The 18554-nt window shown below is 29.6% G+C and carries 22 protein-coding genes and 1 pseudogene; 17 read left to right on the top strand and 6 right to left on the bottom strand.

Going from position 1 to position 18554, the window contains the following annotated elements:
* Positions 1-34: 34 nt before the first annotated feature.
* Together QBK95_RS16535 and QBK95_RS16530 are read left to right on the top strand one after the other, a co-directional pair.
* A complete protein-coding gene (locus QBK95_RS16535; RefSeq protein ID WP_280935660.1) occupies positions 35-562 on the top strand; it encodes a nuclear transport factor 2 family protein in 528 nt (175 codons plus the stop codon).
* Between the two features lie 273 nt (positions 563-835).
* Entirely contained in the window at positions 836-1273 is a 438-nt protein-coding gene (locus tag QBK95_RS16530; protein WP_280935659.1) for a cupin domain-containing protein, read from the top strand.
* A gap of 210 nt (positions 1274-1483) precedes the next feature.
* Here QBK95_RS16530 and QBK95_RS16525 read toward each other — a convergent pair whose 3' ends face one another.
* A complete protein-coding gene (locus QBK95_RS16525) occupies positions 1484-2464 on the bottom strand; it encodes a hypothetical protein (protein ID WP_280935658.1) in 981 nt (326 codons plus the stop codon).
* A gap of 61 nt (positions 2465-2525) precedes the next feature.
* Positions 2526-3125: pseudogene (locus QBK95_RS16520) on the bottom strand (DNA-processing protein DprA); the annotation flags it as partial.
* Positions 3126-3127: 2 nt separating this feature from the next.
* Here QBK95_RS16520 and QBK95_RS16515 point away from each other — a divergent pair.
* Complete coding sequence (locus tag QBK95_RS16515; protein WP_280935657.1) at positions 3128-3577, top strand: helix-turn-helix domain-containing protein; 450 nt, start codon at positions 3128-3130, stop codon at positions 3575-3577.
* A 47-nt stretch (positions 3578-3624) separates the two neighbouring features.
* Here QBK95_RS16515 and QBK95_RS16510 read toward each other — a convergent pair whose 3' ends face one another.
* The gene (locus QBK95_RS16510) at positions 3625-6957 is read right to left on the bottom strand and encodes a leucine-rich repeat domain-containing protein (protein WP_280935656.1); all 3333 of its coding nucleotides are present in this window, start codon (positions 6955-6957) and stop codon (positions 3625-3627) included.
* A gap of 494 nt (positions 6958-7451) precedes the next feature.
* Between QBK95_RS16510 and QBK95_RS16505 the strand changes: the two genes are divergently transcribed.
* From QBK95_RS16505 to QBK95_RS16440, 14 genes are all read left to right on the top strand, one after another.
* Entirely contained in the window at positions 7452-8132 is a 681-nt protein-coding gene (locus QBK95_RS16505; RefSeq protein WP_280935655.1) for a recombinase family protein, read from the top strand.
* Positions 8133-8365: 233 nt separating this feature from the next.
* Positions 8366-8494 (top strand): hypothetical protein, encoded by a 129-nt coding sequence (locus tag QBK95_RS16500; RefSeq protein WP_280935654.1) that lies wholly within the window; start codon positions 8366-8368, stop codon positions 8492-8494.
* Positions 8495-8595: 101 nt separating this feature from the next.
* Positions 8596-9117, top strand: coding sequence for a hypothetical protein (locus QBK95_RS16495; RefSeq protein ID WP_280935653.1), 522 nt, complete (start codon positions 8596-8598; stop codon positions 9115-9117).
* 23 nt (positions 9118-9140) lie between these two features.
* Positions 9141-10184 carry a hypothetical protein gene (locus QBK95_RS16490; RefSeq protein WP_280935652.1) on the top strand — a complete coding sequence of 348 codons (1044 nt, stop codon included), beginning with the start codon at positions 9141-9143 and terminating at the stop codon, positions 10182-10184.
* The gene (locus tag QBK95_RS16485; protein WP_280935651.1) at positions 10185-10370 is read left to right on the top strand and encodes a hypothetical protein; all 186 of its coding nucleotides are present in this window, start codon (positions 10185-10187) and stop codon (positions 10368-10370) included.
* Positions 10371-10581: 211 nt separating this feature from the next.
* The gene (locus QBK95_RS16480; RefSeq protein WP_280935650.1) at positions 10582-10827 is read left to right on the top strand and encodes a hypothetical protein; all 246 of its coding nucleotides are present in this window, start codon (positions 10582-10584) and stop codon (positions 10825-10827) included.
* A 16-nt stretch (positions 10828-10843) separates the two neighbouring features.
* Positions 10844-11566 (top strand): class I SAM-dependent methyltransferase, encoded by a 723-nt coding sequence (locus tag QBK95_RS16475; RefSeq protein WP_280935649.1) that lies wholly within the window; start codon positions 10844-10846, stop codon positions 11564-11566.
* 114 nt (positions 11567-11680) lie between these two features.
* Entirely contained in the window at positions 11681-12013 is a 333-nt protein-coding gene (locus QBK95_RS16470; protein WP_280935648.1) for a hypothetical protein, read from the top strand.
* A 14-nt stretch (positions 12014-12027) separates the two neighbouring features.
* Positions 12028-12504, top strand: a complete 477-nt coding sequence (locus tag QBK95_RS16465; protein WP_280935647.1) for a hypothetical protein — start codon at positions 12028-12030, stop codon at positions 12502-12504.
* A gap of 4 nt (positions 12505-12508) precedes the next feature.
* A complete protein-coding gene (locus tag QBK95_RS16460) occupies positions 12509-13750 on the top strand; it encodes a hypothetical protein (protein ID WP_280935646.1) in 1242 nt (413 codons plus the stop codon).
* 30 nt (positions 13751-13780) lie between these two features.
* A complete protein-coding gene (locus QBK95_RS16455) occupies positions 13781-14140 on the top strand; it encodes a hypothetical protein (protein WP_280935645.1) in 360 nt (119 codons plus the stop codon).
* A gap of 14 nt (positions 14141-14154) precedes the next feature.
* Positions 14155-15093, top strand: a complete 939-nt coding sequence (locus tag QBK95_RS16450; RefSeq protein WP_280935644.1) for an Abi-alpha family protein — start codon at positions 14155-14157, stop codon at positions 15091-15093.
* 292 nt (positions 15094-15385) lie between these two features.
* Complete coding sequence (locus tag QBK95_RS16445; protein ID WP_280935643.1) at positions 15386-15784, top strand: hypothetical protein; 399 nt, start codon at positions 15386-15388, stop codon at positions 15782-15784.
* A 21-nt stretch (positions 15785-15805) separates the two neighbouring features.
* On the top strand, positions 15806-16240 hold the full coding sequence (locus QBK95_RS16440) for a hypothetical protein (RefSeq protein ID WP_280935642.1): 435 nt from the start codon (positions 15806-15808) through the stop codon (positions 16238-16240).
* Between the two features lie 141 nt (positions 16241-16381).
* Here QBK95_RS16440 and QBK95_RS16435 read toward each other — a convergent pair whose 3' ends face one another.
* The 3 genes from QBK95_RS16435 to QBK95_RS16425 form a co-directional block, all read right to left on the bottom strand.
* Positions 16382-16801 carry an energy transducer TonB gene (locus QBK95_RS16435; protein ID WP_280935641.1) on the bottom strand — a complete coding sequence of 140 codons (420 nt, stop codon included), beginning with the start codon at positions 16799-16801 and terminating at the stop codon, positions 16382-16384.
* Positions 16802-16807: 6 nt separating this feature from the next.
* Positions 16808-17254 (bottom strand): hypothetical protein, encoded by a 447-nt coding sequence (locus tag QBK95_RS16430; protein ID WP_280935640.1) that lies wholly within the window; start codon positions 17252-17254, stop codon positions 16808-16810.
* A gap of 157 nt (positions 17255-17411) precedes the next feature.
* Complete coding sequence (locus tag QBK95_RS16425; protein ID WP_445012632.1) at positions 17412-18353, bottom strand: RHS repeat-associated core domain-containing protein; 942 nt, start codon at positions 18351-18353, stop codon at positions 17412-17414.
* Between the last annotated feature and the right edge of the window lie 201 nt (positions 18354-18554).

The raw sequence follows: 18554 nt of genomic DNA, 5'->3' as shown, positions 1-18554 counted from the left end.
TTGTTGTTGTTCAATTATATTTAAATCAATAATCATGAAGAAATATTTGATGCTAGCATCATTTCTTATAGCCTCTATAGTGTTTATAGGCTGGATCAAAACGAATGATACTAAGGAATTAAAATCAGAAAAAATAGTTAAACCAAGTATTGACAGGCAATCTAAGGAAACTATGGAAATTGCAATGGCTTATATGGAAGCAATGGGTAAGGGAGATATGGAAACCATTAAAAAGCTTATGCACGAAGACATGATATGGCAAAATAGTGGTGATAAAAGTCTGCCATGGATAGGTCCGTGGAAAGGAAAAAAAGCAATCTTAGAACAATTTATGCCTCTTTTTGGGGAAAATTTTAAAACCGTTAAATGGAATACCGAGGATGCTTTCGCTAGCGGAGATACAGCGGCTTTCTTTGGCACAATGGTTGGTTTGCTTACCAAATCAAATCAGAAAACCAAAGAATTCCCATGGTCATTACGTGTAAAAGTGAAAGACGGAAAAATTATACTTTGGAATTGGTTTGAAGATAGTTTTGAAGTTTCCCAAAATTACCATAAGTAAACAAGGTAAGTCGATAACCTAATCAACTAAAAAAGTAGATTAATTTTAATACATAAACCCCTTAGAACTATAACTTAATATTTTAAAATACCAATGTGATTTACATTGCATTGGTATTCTTTAAGAGAAATGTTCTTTTTACAAAGAATGGTTATCTATAAATGCTTGGAGAATTCTTTTGATGTATGGATGGTAATGTTTTTAGGGAAATCAAATCATTAATATCAAAACGATAACAGCAAAGAATAGAAGCATCTAATTAAACAAATAAAAATGAAAGAAAAAGAAGTTATACGGCAAGGTGAAGGTGAAAACTATAATTATTCTCAAGATCATTGTTTCATCAAGCTTTCTTCAAATGATACTAATGGTGAGCTGTCTTTTGTTGAAGACACCTTAAAACCTGGGTTTTACTTGAAAAGGCATCACCACAAAATAATGACAGAAATCTTTTACATTTTAGAAGGCGAAGTAGAATTAATTTTTGATAATGAAACTGTAATTGCTAAACCTGGTGATACAGTTACTGTTCCTCCTAATGTTTGGCATGCTGCAAGCTGTAAAAATGGAGGAAAAATGCTAACCATATTTAAGAATGGTCAGTTTGATCTATACTTGGAAAAACTATCTAAAATGTCTGACGATGATTTTGAAGATACTGAATTAATGAAATCCATTGCTGCCGAATTTGATATATATGAAGAAGCATAGATGAGCTTAAATTACTTCCTATTGTTTTTTTGATTCCTTTATTGTTACCAAAGTATCGTATACTATTCTTTAAAACTAATAAGAAATAAATTGGCCACAGATACTTTTTACTGCAAAATCCTATGCCAGCTTTTGGACTTAATAATAATGAGATAATCCCCTTATAAACATACTCTTACAACACTTGTATAAAATAGCACTGTATAAAAACTACTCAATTCTAATCAATTTTAGATCTATATTGTTCCCTTCTGTTAAATATAATGTATCCATATTTAGTTTATAAACCGCATTAATGTTAACTGGTTCAGAGTTGTTTATTTTATGATACAATTTACTTAATCTTAACCTTTCATTTTTTATGTTATTCTCCCCTTTTATTTTGGATGTGTCAATTTTTTTCTGAACAAAACTTCTTAATGATTTTGAGTAATGTTTTGCTTCAATATCGAAAGTGCTTTTTACCTCATCTTGATTTTTTAGATTTCCTTTATAAAGCTTTCCTGTTGTATCTAATAGTACTATCCTATCTCTAAGTTCAAAATATACTTTATCAATCTTAGAATCATACTTAGTATCCATTACTTTCCAAGCTCCATAAAATTCATTCTTATACATATATACTTCTCGCAATTTATAAATCGAAAAAAACATTCCAATAAACATCACTGGTATCAATATATACTTAAACCAATGTATTTTTTTAAATTTTAGTGGCAATTCTTCTTTATAAAAATGCATCTCTTTTTCTTGCTTTAAAAAATAGCCTTTGAATGCATTCCAATCACTTAATAGAAGGAAAAAACCCATTAATGTAAGTAAAACTGCCATTGGTGTTGCTCCATTTATTTCATAAAAAACATCCAATAAAACAATATTAACCATAAAAGATAATAGTAGCACAGCTCCCATTCTTACGGTTTTCCTAAATAATAACAGTAGAGCAGCAACAATTTGTGAACCAGCTATGAGCATACCATAAGTAGGTGAATATCCGTAAAAATACCAGGTTAATTCAAAACCATTCATACTACTAATAGCTCTCTCTCCAATACTAAGATCTGAAGAAAATTGAGTTCCTAATATTTTTGCAGAAGCATAGGAAAACATCATTAAAGCAATAAAGTATCGACATATTAGTCTTAAAATATAAAATAAAACAGATTTGTTAATTTTCAATTTATTTTTCATTTAAATTATTTATATGATTTTAAATATGTGTCACAATCAAATAAAATGTTACACCTAATTATCAAACAACCTCAAACATTTTGCCTGGCAACGGTCTGATAACACCTTTTAATTCCATGTTTAATAGCATCGATGCCACTTTAAATGTTGGAATTTCACATTGTAATGCAATGACATCCAGTAACTCCTTTCCATTTTTAGTAAGAAAACTGTAGATCTTCTTTTCATTTCCTTCTAATTCTACAAAAAGTTGTTTTTGTACCGTCGGTTGTTCTTTTTCATCCAACTCCCAATTAAGCATATAGATTAGATCCGCTGCACTAGTGATCATGTGTGCTCTTTGCGTTTTAATAAGTGTATTACAACCCGAACTTAGCGGATCTCCTACTCTTCCTGGTACAGCAAAAACTTCTCTATTATAAGAGTTTGCAATTTCTGCAGTAACCAGTGAACCTCCTTTCTCTGCACTCTCAATAACAACAGTAGCTTCGCTTAAACCTGCAATAATGCGATTACGTCCTAAAAAATTCTTTCTGTCAAAAGTATCTGTGCTCCAAAAATCAGTAAAGAAACCACCATTTTCTTCAATTTGTGACATATACTTTTTATGCACTTTAGGGTATACTTGATTTAAGCCATGTACCAAGCAACCTACTGGTTGCGTTGCCCATTTGGGATATAGCTATACATGCATCTAAACCTATCCGCGAATACCCTTTAAACAGCGACACGAGTCTCGGTGCTGCCTTAAAACGTGAGCGACTGAGCAGAGGCTGGACACAGGAACAAACAGGCAACTATTTGGGGCTTTTACTTCCCAACTATTCAAGATTTGAATGGAACGTGCATTTACCTGATATCCAAAAAAGGAAGAAAATTAATGAATTTTTAAAATTCAATTTTTGGGATGATGGAACTAATTCCTTATCAAATAAGCTTCTGTTATATCGTATTGAAAACCAACTTACCGCAATAGAATGCGGAACATTAATTGGGGTCAGTAGAAATACTATAAAGAGAATAGAGTTAAAAATAAAAGTTTCTTTCGGTATGATGGAAAAGGTATGTACATACCTGAAAGCTAATTCTGTTGTGTGTTTTTATAATGAATGAAACTTAGTCCACTGAAACGGAAAACTAACTTTCTTGTTTTTATTGTACTAAATTTCATTATAATGTTCCTTGCAAAGCCATAATACTTTACCTTCTGATGTAACTTTTCTACTTAACCCACCCCAATTACAACTTGGGTCAGCTTTTTTCAAAGTTTCTTTTAAAAGTCTAATTGTATTACCATCATTATGATTACTAAATGTTTTACTTGTATAAATCAGATCTGGTTCAACTATATTATCTTCAATAGGTATAGGTTTAAGAGGCTTAGTAATAGTCGTTAATTTTTTTAAAACTCCATCGTGTTTAATTGTTAATAATCCCGATGCTCCTTCAAAAACAAAAGGAACGGCAATTCTAACAAGTCTAAGCATTTTATTATAATATGGTAATATTGAATTTACCCAATCTCTATTTTCCGTGATCTCATACGTGACTACTGGATGCATTTTTCCTGGCATTTGACAATAGAGAGTAAGTTCAAAAACATGTTGACTAATATCGACATTACCCCAATCTAGAATATTCTTTGGTTTAAAAGTAAATATATTAGGACAGGATATATCTAATAATTTCTGTATTGATTGGTTTTGATGAATAAATTGTAATTGAATATATTCTTTCAAGTCCAATAATTCATTTTTAAGATTTTCGTTTTTTTGATTTGAATTTTGAAGAATAGATTCAGTATTTTCTTTAATTTTAGCTAAAACGTCAGGAACACTGGTGTCGCTTATTCCAAAAAGTAATTCTGTGACACTCTTTATTTCTATCTCCACCGGACATTCAATATTCGTTATCGGTGGTTTTTTTTCTAATCTTTTCTTCAATAATTCCAACCTGAAATTATGTTCACACAAATCAACTCCATTGCCTCTACATGGAACATAAATTTTCACACTCAATCCTTTAAACCTTGACAAAGTATGTTCAAATATATCCCTTAGTTTGTAAAAGAATGAATAAGGGTTAGACCCTCTTACTTTCAAATGGATTTCTCTATTGAATTCAGAAGCAATAATTAAACATAGCGAATCACTTTGATTATCTTCTAAAAACGCTCCATTTTTCCAATGAATGAATTTGGAATAACGATGTGTTCGAGCAATAAACCAAGTCGGAACTCCAGCAGGAATTACACTAAGTTGATAAATAAAATGAATCTCTTTTGTTTCCTTTTTATTTTCCCAAGGTTCTACATATCTTAAATCCTCCTCGTGCTTGAGTTTTTCTACCACTAAACAAACTCCTCTTTCATCAGTACGATATGAGAGATCAAATTTTTCCATTAGACTGAGAAATTTTACTTGTGTATCGGAATCTAAATCATGCCATAGATTCTGCATTAAAGTCTTATTTAAAAAGCCTGCATTTTTCGTAATGGTTTCGTTATCTAATACTCGTGCTATGTGTTCACTAACCCATTTAGGCTTTAAAATAATGGTATTACATAATTCTTCATCTTCCGGATAATATAAAATTTCTCCCAAGGCGTGTAAATAATTAGCAAAACTCTCGTAATTTTCTTTATAAACTTCATTTCTCTTAAATATGCTAAAAAGTTCTCGCTTGGTTATATATTTCTCTTCCATCAACGAAAGGCTTTCCATAGACTTTATCCAAGTTTGTGGTCTATCAACACCCATATAGGGTATTTGAAGAGCTTCGTTTTTAATTTTTTCTTTTAATAAAGAAATTCCATAATTATTTTCATTATCAATATTGATAAAACTCTTAATATTTATAAACCTTTGCTTAAATTCATCTTTAGGGAGATCTGCACCTCTTTCTTTAGTATTAGTCGCTACCACAAGTATGGGAGATTCAGGAGCTAAAGCTTCAATAGTTTCTAGCCATTTTTCTACCTTTCCTGCTTCGAACCCTTGTCGAGCATTCCATACTAAAATAAAAAGAGAATGATTACTTAAATAAAATTGATGCGTAGCGTGATAAATATCTTGTCCCCCAAAGTCCCAAAAATTAAGTTCCATTTTGTTTTCAACATTTAGTGAGGCTTCTATTTTTCTGATATTTATACCATGAGTGGTAGGATTATTAGAATTAAAAGGCTTTTCCTCTATAGCATCTAATAGGCAAGATTTTCCTACACCACCTTCTCCTATTATAACCACTTTTCCTTTCCAAACCTTTACTTGTGATGTACTTAAATATTTTTGAATGTTTGTTAAACCTTTTTCTAATACAGAAAGAGGAGGAGACACTATATTGGGGTTCAATTTTAACTCTAATTTCATCAGCCCTTTTAGATCTCCAATCTCCGAAGGTATATTACTTAATTTATTCGAATTTAGAGACAATTCTTTTAAAGATAGTAATTGACCAATCTCTGGCGGTAGTTGATCTATTTGATTAAAATCTAAATCTAATTTTAGAAGGTTTGACAACATTCCAATTTCCGAAGGTAAATTGGTTAATTGATTAGAATTCAATAATAAGAACTTTAGATTTGATAACTCACCTATTTCACTAGGCAGATATTCTAATTGATTTGAATTAATAAACAACTTCTGAAGAGCTTTTAAATATTTAATTTTTGGTGATATCTTTTCTAAGTGATTATTATTTATGTGCAATATTTCAAGGTGTGTTAAACCTTCTATTTCCTTCGGTATATTTTTTAATTTATTATTGCTTAAATTCAAAACCTTTAACTTTTGCATACTACCAATTTCTAAAGGGAAATTTTCTAATAAATTGGCTCCAATAGATAAATCAATTATTCTATTTAGTTTATTAATTGTCCTTGGTAGAGTGCGAAGATAATTTGCACTTAAATCTAATGTATGAATTTTTTGAAGGTTACCTACTTCTGAAGATAGATCTTGAAGCCGGTTTTTATTAATCTCTAACTTATTAAGTTTTGTCAAATTTCCTATTTCTACTGGCAAATACTTAATTCCATTTGAATTTATACTTAACTGTTCTAAATTTATTAAGCTGGTTATTTCTAATGGTAAAACCTCAAATTGATTTGAATTTAAGGATAATTTCTTAAGGCGAGTTAATTTTCTTATTTCTGATGGGAGACTAGTCAAAGAATTCCCTCCTAGAAATAATTCTTTTAAGTTTTTTAGATTGCCTATTTCCTTTGGTAAATAAGGTATATAATTATGTGCTAAATCTAATACTTCAAGGTTTACTAATTCACAAATTAGCAGCAATGTTTCTTTGCTTAAACCTATATTTTCAGGTCCTTCTATGCCTCTTTCAAGTTGAATAGAAAGTTTATTCACCTTATTATTATTATCCATTGAATATCCATTTGGCAAGAATAGATCATCATCATTATCATAAAGTCTGAAAACAGGAATCTTAGATAGTCGTTGTTCAATTTCTTTAATAATTTTTGAATCAGACATACATTTTTAAATTATGGAATTATTGTTTTTGATTTTTCCTAAATATAATATTATTAGGAGATTATTCCCCAATTTATGATAAACATAAAAACATAAGTTATATATAAATTATTCACAATATTGAAGTTTAATGCTATTATAAAAAAACAGGAAAGTCGCCCCCAGAATCATTTTAAAAGAAAAAGGACAGTAGCTGAAATCAAGTTTCATAACGATGAACCCCAATCCGATAGTTTGTTTACAGTAGTTTTGGAGCGTAAGAAATGATATGGCATAAATTTATGTGAATGAATACTACCTGAATAGGAGTATATTTAACCAGTGGTTTTAGTGAAACTTCTATGTTGAAAAGTCGCGTAGCGCTACATCAAAATAGATAGTTGAACTAATCCCGCCCTAGAGGCGGGATCTCAGAAATCCTACCTCGAAGTCCATCAAGTTCAATAAATCGGTTCATTTAATAAGTTTATGATTTAACACTTAAATGAACCGATATGTTATTTGGATATGCACGTATAAGTACCCCCTCTCAGAAATTTGATTTACAAATAGATGCTTTGTTAAAAGCAGGAGTAAAAGAAAAGAATATTTATAAAGATGTTTCTTCTGGAGCAAAAGCCAATCGGAAAAGTCTGGATTTACTTTTAAGTAAATTGAGAGAAGAAGATATAGTTATCGTTTGGAAGATGGATCGAATCGCTAGGAGTGTTTCTAATATGTTAAAGCTGGTTGATGAATTTGAACAATTGGAAGTCGGCTTTAGGAGTTTACAGGAGCCTTTCATAGATACAACATCTGCTCATGGAAAATTTGTGCTCACCATTTTTAGCGCTGTTGCAGAAATGGAAAGAAATATCATTGTAGAACGAACATTAGCCGGACAGGAAAGTGCAAGAAGAAGAGGTACTATGATTGGTAGGAGAAAAGGTTTAAGCAAAATAGCTGAATCAAAGGCTATTCTTGCTGAGAATTATTACCGAGATGAGAAAAATCAGCTTTCTATTTTAGAAATTATGAAACTAGTGGATATTAATTCCAAAGCCACTTTATACAAATATCTAGCTCATCGTGGTCGCAGAAATTGTGTTGTTTGTAAAGCTATGTTTTGGGATAAAGACAAGCAAATAGAGAATGCATATTGCAAAAAGCACACAAATAAAAGAGGGAAAAAATAACCAGAGTTAAATAAAAATCCTTATTTTAGAATCAACGTAAACGTGCAAATTACCCCTTATCTGGATTAGCTCCGGGTAAGGGATTTTTTGTTTTTTGAGAGAGTTTATAATAATCACAAGCGATGATAAAAAGCATTACTGTGGAAAACCGTAATAATTGTATTAATAGTTTATAGATATTGTAGATTGAAAAAATTCGATAAAATATTATACAAATAAAAAAGAGTAAGATTATGGTACTTAAACCAGGACCTAAAAGAAAAGCAAAATCTACAGGAAAACCAGATAGAAGACAGAGAGATAATAAAAATACACCGGGAAATACACCAAGCTTAAAACCTTCTAAATCAACTAAAAAATAGTTTAACAAAAAATCGAAACAAACAATGGCAGATAATCCCAAAAAGAAAGGCCACAGGGACGACAAAAGGATAAATTAATAATCATTTTAATCATAATTAGTATGTCAAATTGTAAAAAAGCACTAGAAGAGGGATTGAACAAAATAGATGAAAACTATAAACCATTAATCCAAGAAACAGCATTAGTGATAGATAATCTCAATAAAAAGGGTTTAAATCCTAAGAAATTTTATGATCCCTCGAAAGACATAGAGATAGACTGGGAAGTCTTTTTGTTCGAATTAAATAGACAAAGGAAAAAAGCAATTGAAGAATTCAAAAACTACATAGAGAATGAGTGTTATGAGGAACATGAAGCGGCCATACAAGTTTCAGTTGATAAATCCGTAGCAATTATAACAGGTGGATTATCTGAGGTTTTACCAAAACATTTCACTCATATAGATGTAAGAGAAATATTAAAAGGCAATATTTTGGGTGGTAAAAATAGTTTACTGAACAAACTCCAAGATGATATTTTTGGCTTAGCTGGAATGGGTAAAAATAACGATATAAGAATGGCTATCACTAGACCTGATAAGTTAGCCAAAAAAGTATTGAGAAAGTTAGGAATAAAGCTATAATAAGGCACAATAAAATGATCTAAATGGAGGACATTTATAAAAAAATTGTCAAGGAAGACAAACTGAATAAAAATTTTAAGCTTCTTACTGAAAGTTCTCTTTTCGACCCAGCTAAAAACATTATTAAAAATATTTGTTTGCTTATGAATGACCAAGACGGTAATTTTGTGAAAGATTTTCAAAGTACAGGTTTTGATTCTAGACTTTGGGAAATTTACTTATTTATATTCTTATTTGAAAATCAATTCCAATTCCTTGAAGATCAAAATAGACCTGATTTTCACGTTAAAAAAAAAGAATATGATTTCTTTATTGAAGCTAGTCTGTCTGCGGAAAAAATAGACGAAAAGTATTCAGAAGAATTTATAAAAGAATCCATTAAAAAGATGGATTTAGATGTACAAAAAGATATATTAGATTACTATACTATAAGATTGGGCAGCGTTTTATTCTCGAAGCTGAACAAAAAATACTGGGAGTTAGATTGGGTTAAGGATAAACCTTTAGTTTTTGCAATTACACCATCACACAATTATTTGGCTAAATTTTTACCTGATGCAAAGTTAATGGAGTATTTATATGGCAGAAAAGTAATAACAAAACAGACGGAAAAGGGTTTAGAAAATTTAAAAACAGAAATAGTAAAGGAGCATACAAATGACGATAAAAAAATTCCATCACATTTTTTTTCTCAGCCAGATACCGAAAATGTTAGTGCTATAATTTTTTCAAATAATTGTGATTTACACAAATTCAACAGAATGGGGTATGAACATAAATTGTCAGAAAAAGAACTTATGATCTTCCGCATAGGTTCTAAATTTGATGATAGTAAGCCAAATGCACCGGCAAAGGATTTTACTTATCAAGTAGAAAAAGGGAAATCGATTGAAGATTGGAATGAAAGTTTAACAATTTATCATAATCCAAACGCTAAATTTCCACTCGACAGGAATGTTTTTCACAACGTTCGTCAAATTTGGATAAATGAGGACGGAAAATTTGATGGTATTATGATGAAAAACTATGTATTTCATTCGATAACAACCTCTATCGAAATAGTATAAATGGTGCTAGTATTAATTGATGGGGATGTTATCAAAGTAGAAAAAATGAGTAATCAAGAAATTAAAAAAGAGAACCTAAAAGTTCAAATAAACGATAAGCAAAATAGAAATGAAGTTGTTCAAAAACAAGTTGTTAATCATATCTATTTCGGTATTAATAATCTTAGTTTTTACAAATCCAAGTAACTCTGATTTCAAGGAATATCTTATAGCCAAAGGTAGTAGGAAATCTTATGTTGAAACTCATGGTGGGAAAACAGTAGATTTTTTCATTTTCTCAATATTCGAGATTAATAAAAATAGGAATTATAACGATCCAACAGTTTTCAAATGCATTGGAGTTCTAAATAACTTTATAGTTATTAAAGATTCAAGATAAATAAAGTTCAATAAAACGATGATAACAGAAGATAAATATGAAGAAATAAGCTCGAGTAATTGGTCAGGTGTAAAAGCTATTTTGATAACAGAGCAAAGAAATTTATCTGGGGATGTTATAGCTAAAAATGTTGAAGTCATCATTTGTAATAAATCAGAAAAAAGAATGTATCAAGGCGAAAATCTTAATGCATACAAATTCGATATAAAACTTAATGGCATACTTGTACATGGCGTAAGGTGTACAAATTTAAAAGTTCAATAAAACGATAGGAATTCAAATGAATGAACAACTAAAGATATACTGGGAACTTTATGAGAAGTATTATACAAATGATGATCTTCTTAAAAACTTCAGGAATTTAATGGATGTTTACCATCCACAAAAAAAAGGAAAGATAGTTGATATTGGATGTGGACAGAGCCCATATCTAATAGACTTTTGTAAAAATTCCAATCACCAGCTCTTTGCAATTGATGATGAACCAATACAAATAGATGCATTAAAAAGAAGAATTGAAAAGATAAAGTCAAAGAATGAAATTACTTTTTACACTGAAAGATTTCCGAATTCAGAATTAGAATTATCTAAACTAATTTTTACCGGAGTAATTGTTTCAAATTTGCTTCATTTCTTGGATCTAAAAGAAGCTAAAGAGTTTATTACCGAGATCGAAAAAAATATTGGATCAGGTAGCATTCTACTTTTTACCAATCATTCTTGGAAGCATAGTTTGAATGGAGATTTCAGTTATTTCAAACATTTTTTTAAAGAAGAAGATTTCTATGAACTTCTTCCTAAAAAAACATATGATTACTTATATATTGACATTAAAAGTGCGTTATATAGTAGTAAGGAGATTTTATTAATGAAAGAATGGATTAAACAAGTTGCTAATAAGAATAACATTTTTGATAACGCCGAAATTGACAAAATGCAACAAGAATATTTAGAAAATTCAAATAAGGAAGAGAATATGACTGTAATTGTAAGAAGAAAATAATACTATCAATTGCAGTTGCATTGATTTAAAGATAGCCATATTATACATATGATTTCCTGTAATAATATGGAAAAATGACAGTAACTATTAGAATAAAATTCAAATAATTGATTAATGCATATAGAAAAAGTAATATTAAAAGATGTTACATCAGACTATTTGATTCCTGATAATATCAGATTCAACGATTTAACAGAATGTAACTTACAATTAGAATTAAGTTTCGCGAAAGAACTTAGACTAGGAGACACTATTTGGATGAACGATGAAGATCTATCAATAGAAGATTATCCTTATATTATAAATCTTACACCTGAATTACTTAAGAAATGGTCTGATGGTTGGTATCAAATAATAAGGAAAAATTATATAGGAAAACTTATAGAATTTGATGTTATAGAAATGCATTGTGAGGAAACTAAAAAGCTTTTAATTACAACTGCTTAAAGTCTAAGTAAACGATGGATATAGAAAAATTAAAAGGATTTATTGAGGTTAATTTTCACATTACTGAGGAAGTTCTTGAGAATAGAGGGATTTTAAAAAAATTAGAGTCCACCTCTTTTTTATCTGAGATTTATGAAGTTTTAGAAAAGTCTAACAATGACAAAATATTCAAAAACGAAACCCATAAATTAAACTATGCTCTTTATGTTTTAGAAACTCTTAAACATATAAGAACTGTTCAAAAGAATAATAAGGAAACAATATCTTTAATCAATTTGATTCAAAATCAACACTATGTATCTTTATTTCATTTGTTTTTACATAAACCAGAAAGAGTAATGTTTATTGAACAATCAGATAATAGTAAAAAGGTCTTGGAAAAATTATTAGAATTATCACAAGGAAAAAAATTTAATGATTTAGAACATAAAAGAAGGTTCGCTCTACATATGATTGATTCAACAATGTTACAAGAAAATAAAGTTCAATAAAACGATGAAATTTATCAATCTTTTCAGCTCAAGAACGGCAATAACAATTTTTCCTGAATATGTACATCAAATAAAAACAGAAATAGATAGACATACTGACGAGTATATTTTGGGTGTTAATTACCTGAAGCTTAAGGAATATTATATTGATAAATATTCCTTTGAGCCATTAAGCATAAAATTTGATAAGTTACAAGTTACTTTAGAAAACAAAGAGGGAAAAAATTTTGAAATTAGAACCGGAGTAAGAAATAAAATGGATGTTTATTCCTTTACTTATTCAATTCCTTTCGAAGGATATTATAAGTTATTGTCTTATAAGCCTAGTAATTTTGCCCTAAGTGTCAATAATAATGATAATTTGTACAAAGTTGATTCAGAATCTTTGAAGAAGGGTATTATCAAGGGAAAATTTAAAATTGCTGGAAAATCAAAAGCAAAGTTTGAATTGGCGAAGAAAGGTATCATAAAATTTATTGAAGAGAATTATCAAAAGATCAATAAAGATTTGTCTGAGTATTTGGGCGGGCTGGAATCCAAATTTGAGAATATTTTTAATCAAAGATTAATGAGTGCACAAAATGAAAAATCTTTTATTGAATCTTTGGACTTGCAAGAAGACTCTTCGATTGACAAAGTAATATATGCCCCTGTAGTTTCTATATTACCAGAACAAGATCAAGTTTTGAATTCCAAAGAAAATTCATATTCCAAAATTCCACAATTAAAAAATAAAACTTATAATAAAATCCTGAATACTATAAATTTAATCTATAAATCTGTAGAGAAAAAGAAGAAGATATATCGAGGTCTAGACGAGGAAGGTCTTAGAGATTATATTTTACCATTTCTTGAATTTAAGTTTGACAATGCTACAGTAACAGGTGAGACATTCAACAAGGAGGGACGTACAGATATCTTAGTTAAACATATTGATGGCACTAATTTGTTTATTGCCGAATGTAAAAAATGGAAAGGAGCCATTGCCTTAAAAGATGCTGTCAATCAATTATTTGACAGGTATTTAACATGGAGGGATAGCAAGGTTGCTATAATACTGTTTGTCGAAAACAAAGATTTTTCTACTGTTATCGAAACAATCAAAACTACTATTCCAAAACATGACTACTATATACGATATGTGGGAGCAAATGATGAAACATCTTTTTCTTATTTATTGCATTTCCCAGAAGATAAAGGGAAATTGGTATATACTGAAATAATGGCTTTTCATTTTCCGAAATAACAAAAAAAGTTCAATAAAACGATGACGTATTTGAGGTTTGTAGCAAGTGTAGATTCAGAAGAAGCCAGAAATCAGAACGGGCTTTTTACTGAATTACAGATACTAAAAGACAAGAATCAACTATTCGATTACCAGATAGGTTTTCTAGAGGACACATTTATATATTTTAATGATAATTTGCCTGTACCCCCATACTCTAGAAAAAATATTCCCAAAGAGGCTGTGGCATGGTTTAAAGACACAGCTCAGGAATTCATAAATAAAATGTGGGATTTAGTCACGATTCTTGAGGAAAATGATGTGAATACTAGAGTATTAAAGACTGATAAACCTGATATGATATTGTATGAGGATGAATTTCAAGTCGTGGCAAAAAGTAAAAAATTTTAAAGTTCAATAAAACGATGAGTAAAGAACGAAAAAATGGTTTAGATATATTTGGAATTGGTTCCTTAAGTGAAAATTCAATGGAATTAGTCAAATTAACATATCCCGATCTATTCCAACCTGGTTTAAAAGAGATTGGTTCAGGTGTTAAAACAATTATTGAATTTTCATTAACGCCTTTACTTTTTTTAAAATTGGGGAGTGAAGGTGCCAAACTTTTATTTGAAAGAAATCTCAAAGCACTTAAAGAGAAGCTAATTAAAATTCCTGATGGAAAATTAATAACTCCACCAAGAGAAATTGCTGCAAATATTATTGATCACTTAACTGTTGTTACTAATGAAGATTTGGCAGATTTATTTATTACCCTATTTACTAAAGCAGCGCATATAAATACTATTAATAAAGTACATCCGCGATATGTTAATGTTCTTAAAGAGATGTCTTATGATGAATCAATAATTCTAAAACATCTTGGAAACCACGGTTACATAAAATCCCTTTTTCTGGCTCACAATTCTCATGAATTTAAGGAGACGCGAAGAGAGTTATTTAATTTTCCAAAAGAAGTCAATGAGCAGTTAATTAATTCTAAGACCGTAAAGTTATCTATTGAAAACTTGGAAATGCTAGGTATTATTAAACAGACTAGGCAAAATAGGAATCCGTTATTAGCAAAATTTGATGTTTGGGAAACATTTGATAGAAATGATTGGTTAGATGCTTTTGAAGATCAATACTCTTTAATTTATTCGGAAGTGGTTAAAACACATGAATTATTAGATAAAAATGAAGTAGTATTACCAAGGATACAAAAGGGACTGTTTCAGAAAGGAGAGATCGGAAATAAAGAAAGTAATTATTCTTATTATCAAATTCGAGATACAGAATACGCTTATGTTTTAACTGATTTTGGGAAAGGTCTATTAGATGTATTAAACTTAAATAACATGTAAACATATTTTAAAGTTCAATAAATAGAAATGCAAATAAAATCAAATAAAAAAGTACCATTCATAATAATTTTGTTTTCAATACTAATGTTATTTTATGGAATACAAACAAAAGATTTTTACGGTGGTATTTCTAAAAGAAGAAGTTTAAGAAATATTATTCCTTTAACTGAATATGATGTTCATTTTATTGGGATAAATATACCATATCCCTATTTTCTATTATTCTTTTTGATTACCCTTGGAATAGGGATATATTTTTTCGTTTTCAATAAATCAAAAGTTCAATAAAACGATGAATAAAGAAAGACGTAACTTATTCTTACAATTACTAGGTTTTGTATTATCTCTTGGAGGTCAGGTATTAAGGAATGTAATTGAAAACAATATACTTACCAATATTCTTATTTATATAGGAATATTGCTTCTAGGATTAGGTGCTGTTTTAGCATATTATACTAGAAAGCCTTATATCAAAATGATAAGTCAGGACATATGGGAAATTAATAAATACCCTCAAATTATAATTCCATTTAAAGAACATAAGAAAAAGAATCCTAAAGTTGAAGTTATAGAGATTTTAGGAGATGTAATGGAAGAGTATATTAATTGCGGAGTGAATACTTATAAAAATCATGATGTGAAAATAAGTTGTGAAAATGCTCCTTCTGATTTAAGAATAGAGATAAAATAAAAGTTCAATAAACCGATGAAATTGAATACATATAAAAAATCGAATGAGTCAAAGGTTTTTAATAATATTCCTAAGCTAAAGAAATTATTAAAAAGCATTAAAATTGAAAACTCTGATAAATGTATAGATGAGATATTAAACAGACCAAATCAAATTTTAGGTGTTATATCTGAAGGCTTTGGTTTGGAATATAATGAAGATATCTACATAAAGTGCGTTGCAAAATGTAACCTTCCTGTTGAATTTAGTGCTGAAGTTGGCAGAGGAGCAAACTGTTGGATTATTGGAGAAAAACCAAATGGAGAAACTTTATATGACACAAGTGATAGAGAAGGTTTAATAGAAATATTAGAATCTATAGAAAGATTACCTCCTAAGATAATATTCAATGAAATTGAATTACATCAAAGAATTATGAATTCGGAGAGTTTTTTCAAATATAAACTTAACGCTTAAGTTCAATAAAACGATTATCAATTTAATATCTGGTAATCGTCTATTCCTTAATACCCAACAAAGCCCAATATTAATATTGATAATCTATATAGAATTGGATAAGATTATCTCGAATTCACGTTAATTAATGTTGTATATACCTTACTCAAAAGTGATGAAATCAAATACTACAACCTTAATTCGTTCCTTCTTGTTAATAGCTGGTTCCCAATTAGGCATTAGACTTATTAGCCTTGTCACTTCTTCTTCATAATCCGCACCAATAGATTTAATTATTTTATAGTCATAAACCTTGCCTTTTTCATTTATATACAAATTGAAATATACAGACTTACTAGGAACTTCGAAATTCTTTACTTTAAACTTCGAATTTTTTTTATAAAATTTGAATAATTCGGATTCTCCACCTTTAAATGTTGCTTTTTGATCTACAACATAATTATTATATATTTTTTCACTCTCCGATGGTTTTTTTAAAAATATTTCTTGCTCATTATTTACTTGGCAATTTGCTGATATAGAACAAAAAATAAAAACAATAATTAAAAATATACGTTTCATTAAAAACTATCTTCTAAACTTGTTAAACAATCTAATTTTTTTCTTTTCTTCAAGCAACCAAACAAAATAAATTAAACTAGGAATTACAATTCCTACTGGTATAATATACAAAGAATAAACCCCACCTTTATTAACATATTTTAAAAGAAAGATGCCTAATGTAATAGTACCAAGAATCATACCAATCAATAGAATTAAATTTAACACACCATTTTCACCTATTACATCATTAGGAGAGTATTTTTGATTTTTAGAACAATGTTTACATTTTAATTCAATCAGATCTCCCTTTTCTTTAGACAACTGAACTCTATCCGAAGCATTGCTGCTAATTCTATTCGGTTTTAAACAATCCTTACAATAAACTCTTAAAATCATTGGTAATAAATTTAATTTTTTAAAACATACTATGCCATCATAAAAATCTAAATATTTATGTTTTTTTTGCCTCATCAATTATTATTGATTTATCATCGTGTTCAATAAACTATAATATTTTCACAAAACTATATAAATATTTGACAAATTGTCCAAACTTAAAGCTTCCAATCAATCTTGAAGTATCTGTTTTTTTGAATACGGATACTTCAAGATTTAATATTTTTAATTACTAGTTTTTGGTACTACTTTGAAGTTTCTTATAATCACTAGAAGCTTTTTTTAACCAGTTTTTGCCAGAATATGTGCCTTTCGTAAGGTTTAAAAAGCTATTCCAAGAATTTTTAATCACTTTAGCTTGCGTCTGACTACTTGCTCCAGAAACAGATGTACTTACAGATTTACTTATAGAACCTGATTTAGCAGTAGTATTTCCCGAAATTGACCTAAAAGCTGGTGCATTTCGTAGTGAAGATTTGGCTGAGTTTCTTAAAACTTTTCTAGCGGATGACTTAGATCCATCTAAAGCATCTCTAAAGGATGAACCTTGCCTTTTAAGAGCATTGTAACCTCTTTGAGCAACTCCTCTAGTTCCTCCATCTGCCGAAAAATAATGTTCAGCACCATGCCAAAATGCAGAATTAGTCCCCCATTTTCTTATATAAGCATCGACTCCCGTTTTACTGTGAATCGGTTCAGCAACTCCTGAGGTTTCCCTTTCTCTTATTAATCCCCAAAATACACCTCCTAACTCCTTTAATTCATTTCGTTTTTTCAAGTCTAATCCTGTGTAATTATATCCTGTATTTGAATTATATCCTGCTGGAATATCCGAAGTTGCATCATAACTGGAAACAAAAACACTATTTTCAAGTTCAGCTACATAAACTTGACTTCCATAAACGGAAGCCATCCCCAAATCATCATTATTACTATTAGTAATACCTACAAACTGCACTTCACTTCCTCCTACATCACTAACCCAGGTTAACTGATCTGTATCAATATCATACAACCACACATCGGTTGCACTATTCCCATCAGGATCAATAAAATAAATAGGATTATTGAGAGCATAATTATATGGACTCCATTCAGCATAATCTTCACTCATATTATCGATATTCATCCATCTTCCAATTGCAGAATTATAATTTCGTGCCCCAAAATCCAACCATTCTAACCCAAGTTCATCATTTTCTTCTTTACCTCCGAAACCATACTTATGTTCCGATATAATTAGATCATTGTATGGAAATTCTTGCCAAACTGACCCACTTAATCCTGCGAAAGTGACCCATTGAATCCTATTTAAAGTGACCTGGGTATTCCTGTTTAAATTGACCCACCCCTAAAAAGAGCGTGTATTAAATAA

It is taken from the genome of Aquimarina mycalae (assembly GCF_029906345.1).
Taxonomy (GTDB): Bacteria; Bacteroidota; Bacteroidia; order Flavobacteriales; family Flavobacteriaceae; genus Aquimarina.
Note: the sequence above shows the minus strand (reverse complement) of the source record. Positions and strands in the feature narration are given on the sequence as shown.

Bases quoted from the DNA above. Each gene is read 5' to 3' on its own strand.
- QBK95_RS16450 (WP_280935644.1), top strand. From the start codon at position 14,155: ATGAGTAAAGAACGAAAAAATGGTTTAGATATATTTGGAATTGGTTCC.
- QBK95_RS16505 (WP_280935655.1), top strand. From the start codon at position 7,452: ATGTTATTTGGATATGCACGTATAAGTACCCCCTCTCAGAAATTTGAT.
- QBK95_RS16465 (WP_280935647.1), top strand. From the start codon at position 12,028: ATGGATATAGAAAAATTAAAAGGATTTATTGAGGTTAATTTTCACATT.
- QBK95_RS16470 (WP_280935648.1), top strand. From the start codon at position 11,681: ATGCATATAGAAAAAGTAATATTAAAAGATGTTACATCAGACTATTTG.
- QBK95_RS16475 (WP_280935649.1), top strand. From the start codon at position 10,844: ATGAATGAACAACTAAAGATATACTGGGAACTTTATGAGAAGTATTAT.
- QBK95_RS16530 (WP_280935659.1), top strand. From the start codon at position 836: ATGAAAGAAAAAGAAGTTATACGGCAAGGTGAAGGTGAAAACTATAAT.
- QBK95_RS16510 (WP_280935656.1), bottom strand. From the start codon at position 6,957: ATGTCTGATTCAAAAATTATTAAAGAAATTGAACAACGACTATCTAAG.
- QBK95_RS16435 (WP_280935641.1), bottom strand. From the start codon at position 16,801: ATGAAACGTATATTTTTAATTATTGTTTTTATTTTTTGTTCTATATCA.
- QBK95_RS16535 (WP_280935660.1), top strand. From the start codon at position 35: ATGAAGAAATATTTGATGCTAGCATCATTTCTTATAGCCTCTATAGTG.
- QBK95_RS16430 (WP_280935640.1), bottom strand. From the start codon at position 17,254: ATGAGGCAAAAAAAACATAAATATTTAGATTTTTATGATGGCATAGTA.
- QBK95_RS16445 (WP_280935643.1), top strand. From the start codon at position 15,386: ATGAATAAAGAAAGACGTAACTTATTCTTACAATTACTAGGTTTTGTA.
- QBK95_RS16485 (WP_280935651.1), top strand. From the start codon at position 10,185: ATGGTGCTAGTATTAATTGATGGGGATGTTATCAAAGTAGAAAAAATG.
- QBK95_RS16495 (WP_280935653.1), top strand. From the start codon at position 8,596: ATGTCAAATTGTAAAAAAGCACTAGAAGAGGGATTGAACAAAATAGAT.
- QBK95_RS16525 (WP_280935658.1), bottom strand. From the start codon at position 2,464: ATGAAAAATAAATTGAAAATTAACAAATCTGTTTTATTTTATATTTTA.
- QBK95_RS16490 (WP_280935652.1), top strand. From the start codon at position 9,141: ATGGAGGACATTTATAAAAAAATTGTCAAGGAAGACAAACTGAATAAA.
- QBK95_RS16500 (WP_280935654.1), top strand. From the start codon at position 8,366: ATGGTACTTAAACCAGGACCTAAAAGAAAAGCAAAATCTACAGGAAAA.
- QBK95_RS16460 (WP_280935646.1), top strand. From the start codon at position 12,509: ATGAAATTTATCAATCTTTTCAGCTCAAGAACGGCAATAACAATTTTT.
- QBK95_RS16480 (WP_280935650.1), top strand. From the start codon at position 10,582: ATGATAACAGAAGATAAATATGAAGAAATAAGCTCGAGTAATTGGTCA.